The 16942-nt window shown below is 66.4% G+C and carries 13 protein-coding genes; 6 read left to right on the forward strand and 7 right to left on the reverse strand.

Annotated features, from left to right (window positions below; all coding sequences use genetic code 11):
* The first annotated feature begins 86 nt into the window (after positions 1-86).
* The 3 genes from tldD to AC24YW_RS09680 are packed head-to-tail and all read left to right on the forward strand — an operon-like array spanning position 87 to position 2865.
* Positions 87-1514, forward strand: a complete 1428-nt coding sequence (gene tldD / locus AC24YW_RS09670; RefSeq protein ID WP_487482494.1) for a metalloprotease TldD — start codon at positions 87-89, stop codon at positions 1512-1514.
* On the forward strand, positions 1511-2287 hold the full coding sequence (gene lepB / locus AC24YW_RS09675) for a signal peptidase I (RefSeq protein WP_487482495.1): 777 nt from the start codon (positions 1511-1513) through the stop codon (positions 2285-2287). The genes tldD and lepB overlap by 4 nt, the downstream gene beginning before the upstream one ends.
* 11 nt (positions 2288-2298) lie before the next feature.
* Positions 2299-2865: a nucleotidyltransferase family protein gene (locus tag AC24YW_RS09680; RefSeq protein ID WP_487482496.1), complete on the forward strand. Its 567-nt coding sequence runs from the start codon at positions 2299-2301 to the stop codon at positions 2863-2865.
* A gap of 43 nt (positions 2866-2908) precedes the next feature.
* Here AC24YW_RS09680 and AC24YW_RS09685 read toward each other — a convergent pair whose 3' ends face one another.
* The 3 genes from AC24YW_RS09685 to AC24YW_RS09695 form a co-directional block, all read right to left on the reverse strand.
* A complete protein-coding gene (locus AC24YW_RS09685) occupies positions 2909-3475 on the reverse strand; it encodes a PAN domain-containing protein (protein ID WP_487482497.1) in 567 nt (188 codons plus the stop codon).
* A gap of 110 nt (positions 3476-3585) precedes the next feature.
* A complete protein-coding gene (locus AC24YW_RS09690) occupies positions 3586-4956 on the reverse strand; it encodes a glutamate--cysteine ligase (protein WP_487482498.1) in 1371 nt (456 codons plus the stop codon).
* A gap of 99 nt (positions 4957-5055) precedes the next feature.
* On the reverse strand, positions 5056-5550 hold the full coding sequence (locus AC24YW_RS09695; RefSeq protein ID WP_035996519.1) for a MarR family winged helix-turn-helix transcriptional regulator: 495 nt from the start codon (positions 5548-5550) through the stop codon (positions 5056-5058).
* A gap of 510 nt (positions 5551-6060) precedes the next feature.
* Here AC24YW_RS09695 and AC24YW_RS09700 point away from each other — a divergent pair.
* Positions 6061-6405 (forward strand): hypothetical protein, encoded by a 345-nt coding sequence (locus tag AC24YW_RS09700; RefSeq protein WP_487482499.1) that lies wholly within the window; start codon positions 6061-6063, stop codon positions 6403-6405.
* Between the two features lie 52 nt (positions 6406-6457).
* Here AC24YW_RS09700 and AC24YW_RS09705 read toward each other — a convergent pair whose 3' ends face one another.
* The 4 genes from AC24YW_RS09705 to AC24YW_RS09720 all read right to left on the reverse strand — a co-directional run bounded on the left by AC24YW_RS09705 (position 6458) and on the right by AC24YW_RS09720 (position 12311).
* Positions 6458-8671: an FAD-dependent oxidoreductase gene (locus AC24YW_RS09705; protein ID WP_487482500.1), complete on the reverse strand. Its 2214-nt coding sequence runs from the start codon at positions 8669-8671 to the stop codon at positions 6458-6460.
* Positions 8672-8827: 156 nt separating this feature from the next.
* Entirely contained in the window at positions 8828-10036 is a 1209-nt protein-coding gene (locus AC24YW_RS09710) for an acetyl-CoA C-acetyltransferase (protein ID WP_487482501.1), read from the reverse strand.
* Positions 10037-10092: 56 nt separating this feature from the next.
* The gene (locus tag AC24YW_RS09715; RefSeq protein WP_487482502.1) at positions 10093-11883 is read right to left on the reverse strand and encodes an acyl-CoA dehydrogenase C-terminal domain-containing protein; all 1791 of its coding nucleotides are present in this window, start codon (positions 11881-11883) and stop codon (positions 10093-10095) included.
* Between the two features lie 41 nt (positions 11884-11924).
* Complete coding sequence (locus AC24YW_RS09720; protein WP_487482503.1) at positions 11925-12311, reverse strand: nuclear transport factor 2 family protein; 387 nt, start codon at positions 12309-12311, stop codon at positions 11925-11927.
* A 195-nt stretch (positions 12312-12506) separates the two neighbouring features.
* Between AC24YW_RS09720 and AC24YW_RS09725 the strand changes: the two genes are divergently transcribed.
* Both AC24YW_RS09725 and AC24YW_RS09730 read left to right on the forward strand, forming a co-directional pair.
* Positions 12507-13094: a PadR family transcriptional regulator gene (locus AC24YW_RS09725; protein WP_487482504.1), complete on the forward strand. Its 588-nt coding sequence runs from the start codon at positions 12507-12509 to the stop codon at positions 13092-13094.
* A gap of 384 nt (positions 13095-13478) precedes the next feature.
* Positions 13479-16868, forward strand: coding sequence for a tetratricopeptide repeat protein (locus AC24YW_RS09730; protein ID WP_487482505.1), 3390 nt, complete (start codon positions 13479-13481; stop codon positions 16866-16868).
* Positions 16869-16942 lie beyond the last annotated feature (74 nt).

The following is a 16942-nucleotide window of genomic DNA, read 5'->3' on the forward strand; positions in this document are numbered from 1 at the left end:
GTTTCAGTAATGTGCGGCTTCGCGCCCTCGCGGAACCGGGCCGAAACCATTATCTTGCCCCACATCTTCCGCTAATGGACGGACGCATGACCAATCCTGCCACGACCTCCCTGCTCGACCGTGCCAATCTCGACCGCGACCAGGTTCGCCACGAGGTCGCGCGCGGGCTTTCGGGCGCTGACGACGGCGAACTGTTCCTGGAATACAGCCAGACCGAAGCGCTGATGTTCGACAACGGGCGGCTGAAGCAGGCGACCTACGACACCTCGCAGGGCTTTGGCCTGCGCGCGGTCAAGGACGACGCCGTGGGCTATGCGCATTCCTCCGACGTGTCGCTGCCGGCGCTGATCCGCGCGGCGGACGCGGTTGCGGCCGTGCGCGGCGGCTACTCCGGCAGCTTTGCCGCGCCGCCCCCGCATACCAATGTCCGCCTCTATGGCGACGACAATCCGCTCGATGCGCCGGGCTTCGAGACAAAAGTAAAACTGCTCGCCGAGATCGACGCTTACCTGCGCGACAAGGACCCACGGGTGCGGCAAGTCAGCGTGAGTCTCGGCGCGACCTGGCAGGTCGTCGAGATCCTGCGGCCCGACGGCGAGAGCTATCGCGACATCCGCCCGCTGGTACGCGTCAACATCTCCGTCGTCGCCGGCCAGGGCGACCGCCAGGAGAGCGGCAGCAAGGGCTATGGCGGCCGCGCCGGCTATGCCGAATTCATCGAGAGCAAGAACTGGCGCGAGGCCGCCGATGGCGCGCTGCGCGAGGCGCTGGTCAATCTGGAATCGATTCCGGCACCGGCCGGTGAGATGGACGTCGTGCTGGGCGCCGGCTGGCCCGGCGTGATGCTGCACGAAGCGGTCGGCCATGGCCTCGAAGGCGACTTCAACCGCAAGAAGACGTCGGCGTTCGCCGGCCTGATGGGCCAGCAGGTCGCGGCCAAGGGCGTCACCGTGGTCGATGACGGCACCATCGCCTCGCGGCGCGGATCGCTGTCGATCGACGACGAGGGCACGCCGACCAATCGCACCGTGCTGATCGAGGACGGCATCCTGGTCGGCTATATGCAGGACCGCCAGAACGCTCGGCTGATGAACATGAAGCCGACCGGCAACGGCCGCCGCCAGGGTTATGCCCATGTGCCGATGCCGCGCATGACCAACACCTACATGCTCGCCGGCGACCGCGATCCGGCGGAGATTTTGGCCTCCGTGAAGAACGGCGTGTTCGCCGCGAATTTCGGCGGCGGGCAGGTCGACATCACCTCGGGCAAGTACGTGTTCCAGTGCACCGAGGCCTACAAGATCGAGAACGGCAAGATCGGCGCGCCCCTGAAAGGCGCCATGCTGATCGGCAACGGGCCGACCGACCTGCATCGCATCCGCATGATCGGCAACGACCTTGCGCTCGACACCGGCATCGGCACCTGCGGCAAGAACGGCCAGGGCGTGCCTGTCGGCGTCGGCCAGCCATCGCTGCTGATGGAACGCATCACGGTGGGTGGAACGGGCGCATGAGCATCGAGAAGGCAACGGTCACCCCGAAGCGGAAAAGCAGCGGCTGGGGTGGCCAACTCGTGCAGCTCGCCGGCATCGTCGCTGCGGTCTTCATCGCCAAGGGCGCGCTCGCCGAGCCGTTCTACGTGCCGTCGGGCTCGATGGAGCCGACGCTCCTGATCGGCGATGCGCTACTTGCCTCGAAATTCCCCTATGGCTACGGCACCTCGTCGCTGCCGATCCAGATCAGCCTGCCGGAAAGCGGCCGCGTCTTCGCGGAGACGCCGAAGCTCGGCGACGTCGTCGTGTTCCGCTGGCCCGGCGATCGCTCGCAGGCCTGGGTCAAGCGCGTCGTGGGTCTGCCCGGCGACCGCATCCAGATGCGCCAGGGCCAGCTCTTCATCAACGACCGCCCCGCCGAGCTGAAGCCCGATGGCGTCGGCGCCGCCGAGAACGACAGCGGCGGCAGCGAGCCCGCCTATCGCTATGTCGAGACGCTGCCGAACGGCGTCTCGCATCTGATCTTCAAGATGCGCGACAGCGGTCCGCTCGACAACACGTCCGAAGTGACGGTCCCGGCCGGGCATCTGTTCGTGCTCGGCGACAACCGCGACAATTCCGCCGACAGCCGCGTGCCGCTGCGCTCCGGCGGCGTCGGCCTGTTGCCGATCGACAATCTGATCGGCCGTGCGGACGCGGTGGTCGGCTCCTGGGATCTCGGCATGCGCAGCCAGCCGGTGTGGACCTGGCTGTCCGGATTCAGGCTGTCGCGGTTCTTCACCGCCGTGCACTGACTGGCCAAAGGGTGAGCAAGGACGAATTCCTCGCGCTCGCCTTACGCAATCCGGTCAACGCCGCGATCCTCGACGAGCTGCACCGGCTTGCGCTGCCAGATGCGTGGCTGGTGTCGGGATGCCTGGTGCAGACGGCGTGGAACGCGCTCACGGGCCGCGCCGTCGACCACGGCATCGCCGACTACGACGTGTTCTATTTCGACCCCGACACATCGTGGGAGGCCGAGGACGCGGTGATCCGGGACGTATCCGGCCGGCTCGGTCATCTCGGCGTCAAGGTCGAGACCCGCAACCAGGCTCGCGTGCATCTCTGGTATCCCGGCAAGCACGGCCTGCCCTATCCGCCCCTGGCATGTTCGACCGACGGCATCGACCGCTTCCTCACGCAGAACACGCAAATCGGAGTGAGGCGTGCAAGAGATGGCTACGAAGTCTACGCGCCGCACGGCTTTGCTGATGTCGCAGGGTTGATCACGCGCCCCAATCCAGGGCCGAATTTTTCAGCGACGAATTACGCTGTGAAAGCCACGCGCTGGAAGCGGCTATGGCCGGAGCTCACGGTGATCGCTGCCGAGTGAGAGGCCCGCTTCCATCCTCCAATGACGGCGGTGAGAGCTGCGCCTACCGCACCACGCCCGACGTGAACCCCGCCTTCCGTCTCGGCGGCTTGATTTCCTTCTTCAGGAAGCAGCGCGCCTCGCGGCCGGTGTAGCCGGGGCGGGCATAGGTGAAGGCGCGGCATTTGTTGTCGGCGGTGCAGGCGGCCTTGCAGGCCTCGACGCTTTCGCCGTCCTTGAGCTCGAAATTGCGCAAGTCGCCGCCGGGACGGTCGATCGACGTTTCGACGCCTTCGACGCGCGGCTCGATCACGCCGGCGCCGCGCACGCCCGAGATACAGCAACTGCCCGGCACGCGCGCCGGCACGGTGTTCTTCAGCCAGCACACGGCCGAGCCGCCTTCGACATCGGGATAGTTGAAGCTCCAGGAGCGGCAACGGCGATCGCGCTCGCACAGCAGCGCGCAATCCTCGGGATCGCCGGAGGTGACGGGCGTACTGAAATAGTCGCCGCCGGGCCTGTCGAACGCCGTCTGGGCAAGCGCCGGCGCGCTCGCAAACGCAAGCGAAAGCAGCGTGACACATGCCGCGGCGCTGGCCATGATGGCCCCGGACGGGCGGCCCTTCCTCATCGGAACAGCTTTCGAGTTATTGACGACGCTCAGGTTTTTTCAGCCGGTCATTTGATCGCCGCAAACCTGTATGGGCGATGAACGGCTGAATCCTGGGTGGCTTCAGAGGTCTAGAACGCGTATTCCGCGTAGGCCGGTTCCACCGAGCCCTTCCAGGGACCGTTGAATTTATCCAGCATCTCCTCGGCCGGCGTCCGGCCGGAATCGATGATGCGATCGAGCGGCTCGAGATGCCGGGTTTCGTCGCGGCCGAGCTGGTCGATCCGGCCGCGCCGGCGCAGGCCGGCATGGGCAAGAACGAGGCATTCCTTGGCGATCTCGAACAGATAGCGGTCCTTGATCCGCGCCTTGAAGCCCAGGCGCGGCACGTCGTCGCGCAGGGCCTGGCGTTCATGCGCGCTCCAGTGCTTGACGATCTCCCAGGCGGCATCGAGCGAGGCATCGTCGTAGAGCAGCCCGACCCAGAACGCCGGCAGCGCCGGCAAGCGGCCCCAAGGGCCGCCGTCGGAGCCGCGCATCTCCAGATAGCGCTTGAGCCGCACTTCCGGGAAGATCGTCGAGAGGTGGTTGGCCCAGTCCGACAAGGTCGGACGCTCGCCGGGAAGGTTGTTGTTGCGGCCGTCGAAGAAGGCGCGGAACGAGGAGCCCGAGACGTCGATATATTCTTCGCCGCGCTTGACGAAATACATGGGCACGTCGAGCGCGTAATCGACATAGCGCTCGAACCCCATGCCGTCCTCAAACGCCCATGGCATCATGCCCGAACGGGCATTGTCGGTGTCGCGCCAGATTTCGGACCGGAACGAGAGGAAGCCGTTCGGCTTGCCCTCGGTGAACGGCGAATTGGCGAACAGCGCGGTCGCGACCGGTTGAAGCGCGAGCGAGACGCGCAGCTTCTTGACCATGTCGGCTTCCGAAGAGAAGTCGAGATTGGTCTGCACCGTGCAGGTCCGGTACATCATGTCGAGGCCGTATTGACCGACCTTCGGCATGTAATTGGTCATGATCTTGTAGCGGCCCTTGGGCATCACCGGGATGTCGGCGCGCGACCAGGACGGCGTCATGCCGAGGCCGAGGAAGCCGATGCCGAGCGGCGTTGCGATCTCGCGCACCTGCGCCAAGTGCGCCATCAGCTCGCTCTGGGTCTGGTGCACGTTCTCGACCGGCGCGCCGGACAGCTCGAACTGTCCGCCGGGCTCGAGCGAGATCGCGCCGCCGCCGGTGACGTCGTAGAGGCCGATGATGTTGCCCTGCTCCATGATCGGTTCCCAGCCGAGCAGGAGCTTCATGCCTTCGAGCAGCGCACCGATGCCGCGCGCGCCTTCGTACGGCACCGGACGATGGCCCTCGAGCGTGAACGGCGTCTTCTCGTGCTCGGTGCCCATGCGGAACTCGGACGGGTCCTTGCAGCCGGCCTCGAACCACGCGACGAGTTCGTCGCGTGATTGCAGCGGCGTCATGTCGATCTGGTCTCGCGCCATCTCAAACTCTAATCAAAAGCGCTTCGACCGAATGCGCGCGGGTGACAGGGACGGCCCGCGAACCCACCGGTTGCACGGGCGAGCGGGGTTGCCGCGCGATCATCGCGACGGCATAGTTTCGTTGGCGGCGGCGGGCGGAAGTTTCATCTCGCCGCACGAGCAGCCCAGCCGATCGAGCAGATTGCTGAGCTTGACGGCGTCGGCGTCCGACAGTTTCGAACCGACATATTTCTCGATCGCGGCCGAATAGGCGCCCCACATCCGCTTCTGCAGCTCGCGGCCGGCTTCGGTGATCTCGACGAACTGGCCGCGCTTGTCGATCTTGCATTCGCGCCGCGAGGCGAGCCCCTCGTCGACCAGGCGGTCGATCAGGCGCGAGGTCGAGTATTGCGGGATCAGCATCTGCCGCTCGAGCTCGACCGGCCGCAGCTCGCCTGAGGGCGCCCGCGACAGTTCGAGCAGCGCGTCATACCAGGCCAGCGGTGGGAAGCCGGCCTTCTTCAAGTCCTGCTCGACGCAATCGAGCACGCGGCTCTGCACCCGCATCAGGCGGATCCAGGCGGCGGTTGCCTCGGTCGATGGTTTACGTTTCATGGTCCCGCTCAAGCTCGTCGCCCGTCTCTTACTCCATTCGATGCACCTGCATCAATCTTGACTATTTCAAGCAGGTGCATGTAGTCGCTCTTTCGGCCGAACCAAGCGTCAGGGGAAGGAAATTCCTCGAAACCGGATGGTTCGCCCGGCGTGTGCCCGCCGCATCGTGTTCCTGGAGGCGGGCCGCCCTGTGGCCTGGTCGAGGTCGGTAGCGGGGTCAAGGAGCCCGAAAATGGTGAGGATTATCTGAAGCTGGGGCCCTGGGCTGGGCTTCCACGGCAGCGAGATCGTGACGGAAGCCCCGGTGATTGTCCAGATCATCGCCGCTCAGGCTCTGGCCGAGGCGCCGGTTGAGCTGGCCTGGAACATCATGGACATCATGGCCGGACAGCTTCAATGCCCAGGGACCATCCGCTGGTCTGGCCGGACCGATGATCCGGCTCCTTGTGTTCGTGAACCATTTGATCAGCCGCGACGTCGAAGGAACATCTCCAGAAGATTGTTGCCTCCATGAACATGATCGTCCTCATGTCCGCCGCCGGCGCGCCGCTCGCGATGCTCGGCTTGTCGACGCCGGTCGCGCCGGAACGCAATTGCATCTTCATGATCCATCCGCAGATCACCTCGGCCGTGTTCGAGAGCAAGGAAGGCAAGATCGTCTTCCCGGACCGGCCGACCGAATATCGGTGCAGCTACGCCAGAACGAAGGGCGGCGCGGACATCGCCTTCACCAACCAGAATGGCTGGCGTTTCGAGGTGCGCATCGGCCGCGGCGACGAAGGCAGCTGGAAGGCCAGCCTCGCCGATGATGCGGTATCGGGCCGCGCCTTCTCGCCGTTCGGCGATCGAAAATGAAAAGGCCGGATCGATGATCCGGCCATTTGTTTCTGCGCAGGCCGACGCTCCGTCAGGCCGCCGCCTTCTTCGGCGCGAAACGGCCGTAGAAGGTCTCGCCCTTCGCCGCCATCTCCTCCAGCAGCTTGGGCGGGGTGAAGCGCGAGCCGTATTTCGCCTCTAGCTTGTGGCAGAGCTCGACGAACTTCTTCGTGCCCATGAAGTCGATGTAGGACAGCGTGCCGCCGGTGAACGGCGCGAAGCCGAAGCCGAGGATCGAGCCGACATCCGCTTCGCGCGGATCGGTGATGACGTGATCCTCGACGGTGCGCGCGGCCTCCACCGCCTGCACCACCAGGAAGCGCTGCTTCAGCTCCTCGATATCGAGCGTATCGGGATCGAGCTGCTTCGGCTGCAGCGCGGAGAGGCCCGGCCACAGGCTCTTCTGGCCCTTGCCCTTCTCGGGATAGTCGTAGAAGCCCTTGCTGTTCTTGCGGCCGAGCCGGCCCTGCTTCTCGACCATCTCCACCATCAGCTTCTTCTGCTCGGGGTTGATGGCGTTGGGGCCGAGGTCGGCTTCTGTCGCCTTCATGATCTTGAGGCCGAGGTCGAGTGCGACTTCGTCGGACAGCGAGAGCGGGCCGACCGGCATGCCGGCCATCTTGGCGCAGTTCTCGATCATGGCCGGCGGCACGCCCTCCAGGAACATCTCGTTGCCTTCGGCGACGTAGCGGCCGACGCAGCGGTTGGCGAAGAAGCCTCTGGAGTCGTTGACCACGATCGGCGTCTTGCCGATCTGGCGGACGTAGTCGAGCGCGGTCGCGAGCGCGACGTCACCGGTGTTCTTGCCGAGGATGATCTCGACCAGCATCATCTTCTCGACCGGCGAGAAGAAGTGGATGCCGATGAACTTGCCCTGGTCCTTGAAACCCTCGGCCAGCGAGGTGATCGGCAGCGTCGAGGTGTTGGAAGCGAAGATCACGTCCGGCTTCAGATATTCCTGCGCCTTGGCGAAGGTGTCCGCCTTGACCTTGCGGTCCTCGAACACGGCCTCGATGACGAGGTCGACGTCCTTCAGCGCCGCGTAGTCCGCGGTCGGCGTGATGCGCGCGAGCAGCGCTTCGGCGTCCGCAGGCTTGGCGCGGCCCTTCTTGATCTGCTCCTCGATCACCTTCTGCGCATGCGCCTTGCCCTTGTCGGCGCTCTCCTGGTCGCGGTCGATCAGGACGACGTCGAGCCCCGCGCGGGCCGAGACGTAGCCGACGCTCGCGCCCATGAAGCCGGCGCCGATCACGGCGATCTTCTTCACCTTGGTGGCGGGCACATCCTTCGGACGGCGCGCGCCCTTGTTGAGCTCCTGCATCGACAGGAACAGGCTGCGGATCATCGCAGCCGCTTCCTTGGAGCGCAGCACCGAGGTGAAGTAGCGCGACTCGACGCGCAGCGCCGCGTCGATCGGCAACTGCAGGCCCTCATAGACGCAGCTCATGATCGCGCGCGCGGCCGGGTAATTGTCGTAGGTCTCGCGGCGATAGATCGCGTTGCCGGCCGGGAACATCATCATGCCGGCCTTGGAGAACACCGGCCCGCCGGGCAGCTTGAAGCCCTTCTCGTCCCAGGGCGCAACGGCCTTGCCGCCGCCCTTGATCCAATCCTTCGCCGCCTTGATGAGGTCGGCGGCGGGAACGATGGCGTGGATCAGGTTCAGCGCCTTGGCCTTCTCGACCGTGACAGGATCGCCCTTGAGCAGGATCGTCATGGCGTCCTGCGGCGGCACCAGGCGCGGCACACGCTGCGTGCCGCCGGCGCCGGGGAACAGGCCGACCTTGACCTCGGGCAGGCCGAGGCGGGTCTTGGGATTCTCCGCCGCGACGCGATAGTGGCAGCACAGCGTGATCTCGAAGCCGCCGCCGAGCGCGAGCCCGTTGATCGCGGCCGCCCACGGCTTGCCTGAGGTTTCGATTCCGCGCAGCACTTGCGAGAAGCGGCGGCTCTGGTCGAACAGCATCTGGTTCGCCGCGATCTCGCCCTGCTCCTTGAAAACCTTCGCATAGGCCTGGTTCATGCCTTCGAGCATGGACAGATCCGCGCCGGCGCAGAACGCTTCCTTGGCCGAGGTGATGACGACGCCCTTCACCGCGGCATCCGCCGTGGTCGCCTTGACGATCGCCTCGAGCTCGTTGGTCGAGGTCTCGTCGAGCACGTTCATGGAACGGCCCGGGATGTCCCAGGTAACGAGTGCGATGCCGTCTGCGTCGGTCTCAACCTTGAAGTTCTTGTACGACATGTTGGTTGCTCCTCGGTGCCGCAGCCGATCTCAGGCGCGGCGGTTGACTTGAGATCTCGTAGGGTGGGCAAAGGCGCTCCTGCGCCGTGCCCACCATCATTCGCGAAAGGCAACAGTGGTGGGCACGCTTCGCTTTGCCCACCCTACGGCAGCTCGTTACACCCGCTCGATGATGGTCGCGGTGCCCATGCCGCCGCCGATGCACAGCGTGACGAGGGCGGTGGACTTGTTGGTGCGCTCGAGCTCGTCGAGCACGGTGCCGAGGATCATCGCGCCAGTCGCCCCTAGCGGATGGCCGAGCGCGATCGCGCCGCCATTGACGTTGATCTTGGCATTGTCGATGTCGAAGGCCTGGATGTAGCGCAGCACGACGGAGGCGAAGGCCTCGTTCAGCTCGAACAGGTCGATGTCCGACTTCTTCATGCCCGAGCGCGCAAACAGCTTCTCGGTGACGTCGACCGGACCGGTCAGCATCATCGCGGGCTCCGAGCCGATGTTGGCAAACGCCCGGATCTTGGCACGCGGCTTCAGGCCGTACTTGCTGCCCGCTTCCTTGCTGCCGAGCAGCACGGCGCCGGCGCCGTCGACGATGCCCGAGGAATTGCCGGCGTGGTGCACGTAATTGACGCGCTCGATCTCCGGATGCGACTGGATCGCGACGCCGTCGAAGCCGCCCATCTGCGCCATCATCGTGAACGAGGGCTGCAGCTGCGCCAGCGACTGCATCGTCGTCGAAGGACGCATGTGCTCGTCCTTGGCGAGGATGGTGAGGCCGTTGATGTCCTTCACCGGCACGACCGACTTGTTGAAGCGGCCCTCGTCCCAGGCCTTGGCCGCGCGCTGCTGGCTCTGCACCGCGTAGGCGTCGACGTCGTCACGAGAGAAACCGTATTTGGTCGCGATCAGGTCGGCCGACACGCCCTGCGGCATGAAGTAGGCCGGCACCGCCATCGAGGGATCCATCGGCCAGGCGCCGCCGGAGGCGCCGATGCCGACGCGGCTCATGGATTCTGCGCCGCCGCCGATCACGAGCTCATGCTGGCCGCTCATGATCTGCGCTGCGGCGAAGTTGACGGCATCGAGGCCGGAGGCGCAGAAGCGGCTGATCTGCACGCCGGGGACGGCTTCGCCGAGACCGGCCTTCAGCGCCGCGAAGCGCGCGATGTCGGAGCCGGCTTCGCCGACCGGATCGACCACGCCGAGCACGACGTCGTCGACTGAATCCTCAGGCAGGTTGTTGCGGTCCTTCAGCGCCTTCAGCGGAACGGTCGCAAGCGCGAGCGCGGTGACTTCGTGCAGCGCGCCGTCCGGCTTGCCGCGGCCGCGCGGGGTGCGAACGTGGTCGTAGATGAATGCCTCAGGCATGACGCCCTCCTGATGTGATGTTCGTTACGATTGGGAGCAGGCAGCGGAAGCTAGGCTCAGAACGCTTCCGCCGGCAATTCCATGATGGTGGCGCAGCCGGCCTGGATGCGTGCGAGATTGGCGGCGGTCTCCGGCAGCATCCGCTCCATGAAGAAACGGCCGGTGACGAGCTTGGTCGAGAGATAGGGCGTCGCCCCGCTCTCGGCAATCTTGGCATTCGTTACCTTGGCCATCCGCGCCCACATGTAGCCGAGCGCGACGAAGCCGAAGAGATGCAGGTAATCGGTTGCGGCTGCCCCCGCATTGTCAGGCTTCGCCATCGCGTTCTGCATCAGCCAGGTCGTCGCCTGCTGCAGATGGCCGAGCGAGGTCGAGAGCGGGGTGATGAAGGGCTTCAGCGCCTCGTCGCCGCCGTTCTCCTTGGCGAAGGCCATGACCTCGCCGAAGAAGGCCATGATGGCGCGGCCGCCGTCGCGCGGCAGCTTGCGGCCGACCAGGTCGAGCGCCTGGATGCCGTTGGCGCCTTCATAGATCATGGCGATGCGCGCATCGCGCACGAACTGCTCCATGCCCTGCTCGGCGATGTAGCCGTGGCCGCCATACATCTGCTGCGCCTGCACCGCGTTGGCGAAGCCGTAATCGGTGAGGAAGCCCTTCAGCACCGGCGTCATCAGGCCCATGTGATCGTCGGCTGCCTGGCGATCCTTCGGGTCTTCGGAGCGGTGGGCGACGTCGCTCTTCAGCGCGGTCCACATCACGAAGGCGCGCGCGGCCTCGTTGAAAGCGCGGATCGAGAGCAGCGTGCGGCGCACGTCGGGATGCACGATGATGGGATCGGCCTGCTTGTCCGGCGCCTTGGCGCCTGACAGCGCGCGGCCCTGGATGCGCTCACGGGCATAGGCGACCGCGTTCTGATAGGCGACCTCGGACTGCGCAAGGCCCTGCACGGCGACGCCGAGCCGGGCCTCGTTCATCATCACGAACATGCCCTGCATGCCCTTGTTCTCTTCGCCGATCAGCCAGCCGGTGGCGTTGTCGTAGTTCATCACGCAGGTCGAATTGCCGTGGATGCCCATCTTGTGCTCGATCGAGCCGCAGACGACGCCGTTGCGCTGCCCCACCGAACCGTCGGCATTGACCAGGAACTTCGGCACCACGAACAGCGACACGCCCTTGATGCCGGCCGGTGCGCCCTCGATGCGGGCGAGCACGAGGTGGATGATGTTGTCGGCGAGATCGTGCTCGCCGGCCGAGATGAAAATCTTGGTGCCGGTGATCTTGAAGCTGCCGTCCGCCTGCCGCACCGCCTTGGTGCGGAGCATGCCGAGATCGGTGCCGCAATGCGGCTCGGTCAGGTTCATGGTGCCGGTCCATTCGCCGGCCACCATCTTCGGCACGTAGGTCTTCTTCTGCTCCGGCGTGCCGTGCACCAAGAGCGCCGCGGTCGCACCCATGGTGAGGCCGCCATACATCGAGAACGCCATGTTGGCGGAGATCTGGAACTCGTTGACGGCTTGCGAAAGCGTCACCGGCAAGCCCTGGCCGCCATATTCGGTCGGCGCCGACAGGCCGAGCCAGCCGCCCTCGGCGACCTGCTTGAACGCCTCCTTGAAACCCTTCGGCGTGGTGACGCTGCCGTCATCCGCACGCTTGCAGCCTTCGAGATCGCCGACGCGGTTGAGCGGCTGCAGCACCTCCTCGGCGAGCTTGGCGGCTTCGCCGAGGATGGCCTCGCGCACGTCGCTCGACGCATCGGAGAAGCCGGCGAGATTGTCGTAGCGGTCGATCTGGAAGACGTCGTTGAGCAGGAAGTTCACGTCTTCGACGGGGGCTTTATAGATCGGCATGGGGGTCTCCCGGCAGGCGGTCTGAAGTGATGATGTTGGGCTTATGATTGGGCGGCGGCAAGCTGCTCCGCCATCAGGCGGTGCAGCATGTTGATCGCCTTGAGCGGACGCACCATCACCTTGAAGTGAGTGATGCGGCCCTCGCTATCGAAGCTGATGATGTCGACGCCGTTGATCTCGATGCCGTCGATGACGTTCTTGAATTCGAGCACGGCGCCGTTGTCGCTGCGCCATTCGCCGACATAGGTGAAGCCGGGGCCGCCGAGCACCTTCTCGGCGCTGGAGAGGTATTTGAAGGTGATGTCGCGGCCGGCTTGCGGCGTGTGCACGACGGGGCTTTCGAACACGGCGTCGGGATGCAGGAGGTCCCAGAGCGCGGCGCGGTCGTGGGACTTCATATAGGCGTACCAGGAATCGAGGCCGGTCATTCTCGGGTGCCTCCCTCAAGGCCAGGGCAAAAACTGCGAAAACAACCCCATGCACAGTAGCGAGGAGATTGATTTCACTTGATTATTCAGTCGGGCCTCAAGCCCGCCTGCACGCTCCTCATATGCACATTGACGCATATGCGCCGATGCGCATAAAGTCAAGCAACTTGGTCAAACCTAAAAAGGGGGCCGGTCATGGCACTGGGCGACGCAATCCTCGCATGCCTGACGGAACGTCCGATGACGGGCTACGAGCTCGCCAAGACGTTCGATTCCTCGATCGGCTTCTTCTGGAAGGCCGACCATCAGCAGATCTACCGCGAGCTCTCCAAGCTGCGGGACCGCGGCTACATCCAGGGCCGCGAGGTCGTGCAGTCGGGCAAGCCCAATAAGCTGATCTATACGCTGACTCCCGAGGGCCGAACAGCACTGCGGCACTGGGCCGCGCGGCCAAGCACGCCGCCCTCGATCAAGGACGACCTCCTGGTGCGGCTGCATGCGCTCGACAGCATCGATATCGAGCCCATGCGCACCGACCTGATGGCCCGCCTGGAGCACCACCGCGACCGCCACGCCAATTACGAGCGCATCCTGAAGAAGCGCTTTCCCGACGGCACGGCGGAAGGCCGGCTCGACCTCGGCAATCTGCTCCTGCTGCAGCTCGGCGCCCGCCACGAGCAGATGGTGGCCGACTTCTGCGAGGAAGCGCTCGCCGCGCTATCGACGATGACCGGCAAGGCCACGGTGGTGCCGCTGGAGGATGGCAAGCGCGAGAAGGGCTGAGGGCGCCGGCCAACGCTACCGCGCGCTGCCGCACATCCACCGGTGTCATGCCCCGCGAAGGCGGGGCATCCAGTACTCCGCGGCAGTGCGGCTGGAATCGAACCGCTGCGGCGTACTGGATCGCCCGCCTTCGCGGGCGATGACAGCGGAGTGTAAGGCGAGAGCACGCCACCAAAACGCGGCGACGCCATCGCCGCCCGAAGTTCCCGCCGCCCAACTTTAAGACAGCGGGCCTGCATTCCTTAACTGGTTATTTACCGTAACAGGAAAAAGTCGGTTTTCGAGGCAGACGACCCGCGCCAAATTCGATTGTCTTTGCAACCGGCACGCGTGGGGAAGCTGGAGGCGCCGGGTGGGGTGCCGAAGTCGGAACCGGACAGAGTCATGAATTCGCGCGTATCGTGGAGTGTCGACGGCATCGATCCATCCGTCCGGGAGCGGGCCGAGGCTGCTGCGCGTCGTGCAGGCATGTCGCTCAACGATTGGCTGAACTCCACGCTCGGCGAAACTGCCCCGCCCAATTTTCGCGCGCCCTACGATCAGCGTCCGCAGCACGTGCCGAGCCAAGGACCGAGTCAGGAGAGCCGCGAAGTCGCCGACATCCACCAGCGGCTCGACGCGATCACCCAGCAGATCGAGCGGATCTCAAAGCCCGCGCCGCGCCAAGACTCTTCAAGACAAGATTCCTCACGACCAGACGTCTCGCGCGAGCAGGGCGTCGCGCGCCAGCTCAACGACGCGATCTCGCGGCTCGACGCGCGCCTGTCGCAGATCTCCCGCCCGCAGCGGCAAGTGCCGCAGCCGCAGGCCCCTCGCCCCACCCCGGCCGAGGCGCGCCAGCTCCAGGCCGATGTCGTCGAGCGCGCGGCCGCGCAGGTCTATCGCAGCTCACCACCACTGAGCCCGGCTTCGTTCGACGTCGCGGTCGCCGAGATCACCGCGCGCCAGAGCGAGCTCGACGGCTTTGCGCCGCGGCAGATGCCACCGCGTGCAGCGCCGCCGCTTGCGCCAACGGCTCCTTACGCGCCGCCCGCCCCTAGCTATGCGCCGCCGCCACCGCAGCCGGGGCCCGATTTTTCCGCGCTCGAGCGCCATCTGCTCAAGATCACGAGCCAGATCGAATCGCTGCAGCGGCCTGACAATACCGAGCAGGCCATCGCCGCCTTCCGCAGCGAGCTGGCCGAAATCCGCGCCGCCATCACCGAGGCGATGCCGCGGCGCGCGATCGAATCGATCGAGAACGAGATCCGCTCGCTGCATCGCCGGATCGACGAGACCCGCTCCAACGGCACCGACGGGCAGGTGCTCGCCGGCATCGAGCGCGCACTGTCCGACATCAAGCAGGTGCTGCGCACGCTGACGCCGGCCGAGCAACTCACCGGCTACGACGAGGCGATCCGCAATCTCGGCGCCAAGCTCGACCTGATCCTGCGCGCCAATGACGATCCCTCGACCGTGCAGCAGCTCGAAGGCGCGATCTCCGCGCTGCGCGCCATCGTCTCCAACGTCGCCTCCAACGAGGCACTGGCGCGGCTGTCCGAAGACGTGCAGCTGCTGTCGTCCAAGGTCGACCAGATCACCCGCGCCTCCGGCCACGGTGACAGCTTTGCGGTGCTGGAGCAGCGCATCGCGGCGCTCACCGCGGCGCTGGAAACGCGCGAGCGGCCGCAGCCGTCCGAGAGCACCGAGCATCTGGAAGCTGCGATCCGCGCGCTGTCGGACCGCTTCGACCGCATGCAGGTCGGCAACGATTCCGCATCGACCTTCGCTCATCTCGAGCAGCGCGTTTCCTATCTGCTGGAGCGGATCGAGGCCGCCTCCGATCCGCGCAACGGCAATCTGAGCCGCGTCGAGGACGGGCTGCACGACATCCTCAGGCACCTGGAACGGCAGCAGGCGACCTATGCCGCGCTGGCGGAGAGCCGCAGCTCCGCGCCGCCCGATTCCGGGATGGTCGATCTCGTCAAGCGCGAGCTCTCCGACATCCGCTTCAGCCAGGCCGAAACCAACCGGCACACCCAGGACTCGCTCGAGGCCGTCCACAGCGCGCTCGGCCACGTCGTCGACCGCCTCTCGATGATCGAGGGCGATCTGCGCGCGGTGCGCACCGCGCCGCCTCCCCCGGCCCCGCAGCCGATGCCGATGGAGCCGGCGCCGATGGCGCGCGAGCCGCGGCCGCAAGCACAGCCGCCGAAATACGATCCGAAGCCCGAGCTGCCCAATCCGGCTGCCGCGCAGGCAGCATCGGCCGCCTTCGTCGCCGCGCCGCGCGAATTCCACGCCGCCGCCCCCGCCGCGCCGCCGCCCGTGCCGGCGGCGCCGCCGGTTCCGCCGCGCGCGATCAGCGAAATTCTGGAGCCGCACACGGCGCGCGCTGCAATCGCTCCGGAACTGCCGCCGGATCACCCGCTCGAGCCGGGCACACGGCCGGGCGGACGCCTCGCCACGCCCTCGGAACGCATCGCCGCCTCCGAAAGCGCGATCAGCGGAATTGCCGCCGCGCCGAAGGAGCCGGTGTCGTCGTCGAGCTTCATCGCGGCCGCGCGCCGCGCGGCGCAAGCCGCCGCCGCACAGCCGCCCGAGAAGCCGGCCCGCGGAGCCAAGGCCGCGATCGCCCGCGCCAAGGAGAAGGGCAAGGACGGCGGCTCGACCATCACCTCGAAAATCCGCTCGCTGCTGGTCGGCGCGAGCGTGGTCGTGATCGTGCTCGGCACCTTCAAGATGGCGATGAACCTGCTCGACGGCGGCAGCTCGTCACCGACGCCGCAGGCGATGCAAGACGTCCCGACCGAGCCGGCGCCGCAGCCGGCGCCGCCGCCGGTCGAGACCAAGCCAGCCGCGCCGGAACAGATCACGCCATCGATGACGTCGCCGACACCGATCGGACGTCAGTCGCAGAACAATGCCGCGCCGGCGCCCCTTCCCGGCCCCGGCAGCTCGGCCTCGGTGGAAATCCCGCAAGTGCCGGCGGCGGCGGTGCCGCCGGCCTCCAGCGACGTCACCGGCGCGCTGTCGGGCACCAGCCGCGCCAGGCTTGGCGTGATTCAGGTGCCGCCGAGCGAGAAGCTGCCAGACGGCATCGGCGGCCCCGCCTTGCGCACCGCCGCGATGAAGGGCGATGCGACCGCGGCCTACGAGATCGGCGTGCGCTTTGCCGAAGGCAAGGGCGTCGCCACCAATTACGACGAAGCGGCGAAGTGGTACGACCGCGCGGCGCAGGCCGGCGTCGTCCCCGCAATCTTCCGCCTCGGCACGCTCTACGAAAAAGGCCTTGGGGTGAAGAAGGACGCCGACATCGCGCGCCGCTACTACACCCAGGCCGCCGAGCGCGGCAACGCCAAGGCGATGCACAATCTCGCGGTGCTCGATGCCGATGGCGGCGGGCGCGGCGCCAATTACAAGAGCGCGGCGCAGTGGTTCCGGAAAGCCGCCGATCGCGGCGTCGCCGACAGCCAGTTCAACCTCGGCATCCTCTATGCCCGCGGCATCGGCGTCGAGCAAAACCTCGCCGAGTCCTACAAATGGTTCAGCCTGGCTGCCGCCCAGGGCGATGCGGATGCCGCCGGCAAGCGCGACGATGTCGCCAAGCGTCTCGACCCGCAATCGCTCGCCGCCGCCAAGCTCGCGATCCAGACCTTCAGCGCCGAGCCGCAGCCCGACGATGCCGTCAACGTTGCGACCCCGAACGGCGGCTGGGACAGCGCACCGCAGGCCAGCGCGAAGCCGGCCCCGAAGCAAGTTGCGCCCAAGCGCTCGGCGTCAGCCGCGCATTGAGCCGGATCGCGTTCGATCCGCCCGCCGGCGATGTGATGCATCGTCGCGCGTAGCAGGGCTCTCGCGTAATTTCA

The sequence above is a fragment of the Bradyrhizobium sp. USDA3516 genome (genome assembly GCF_057651995.1).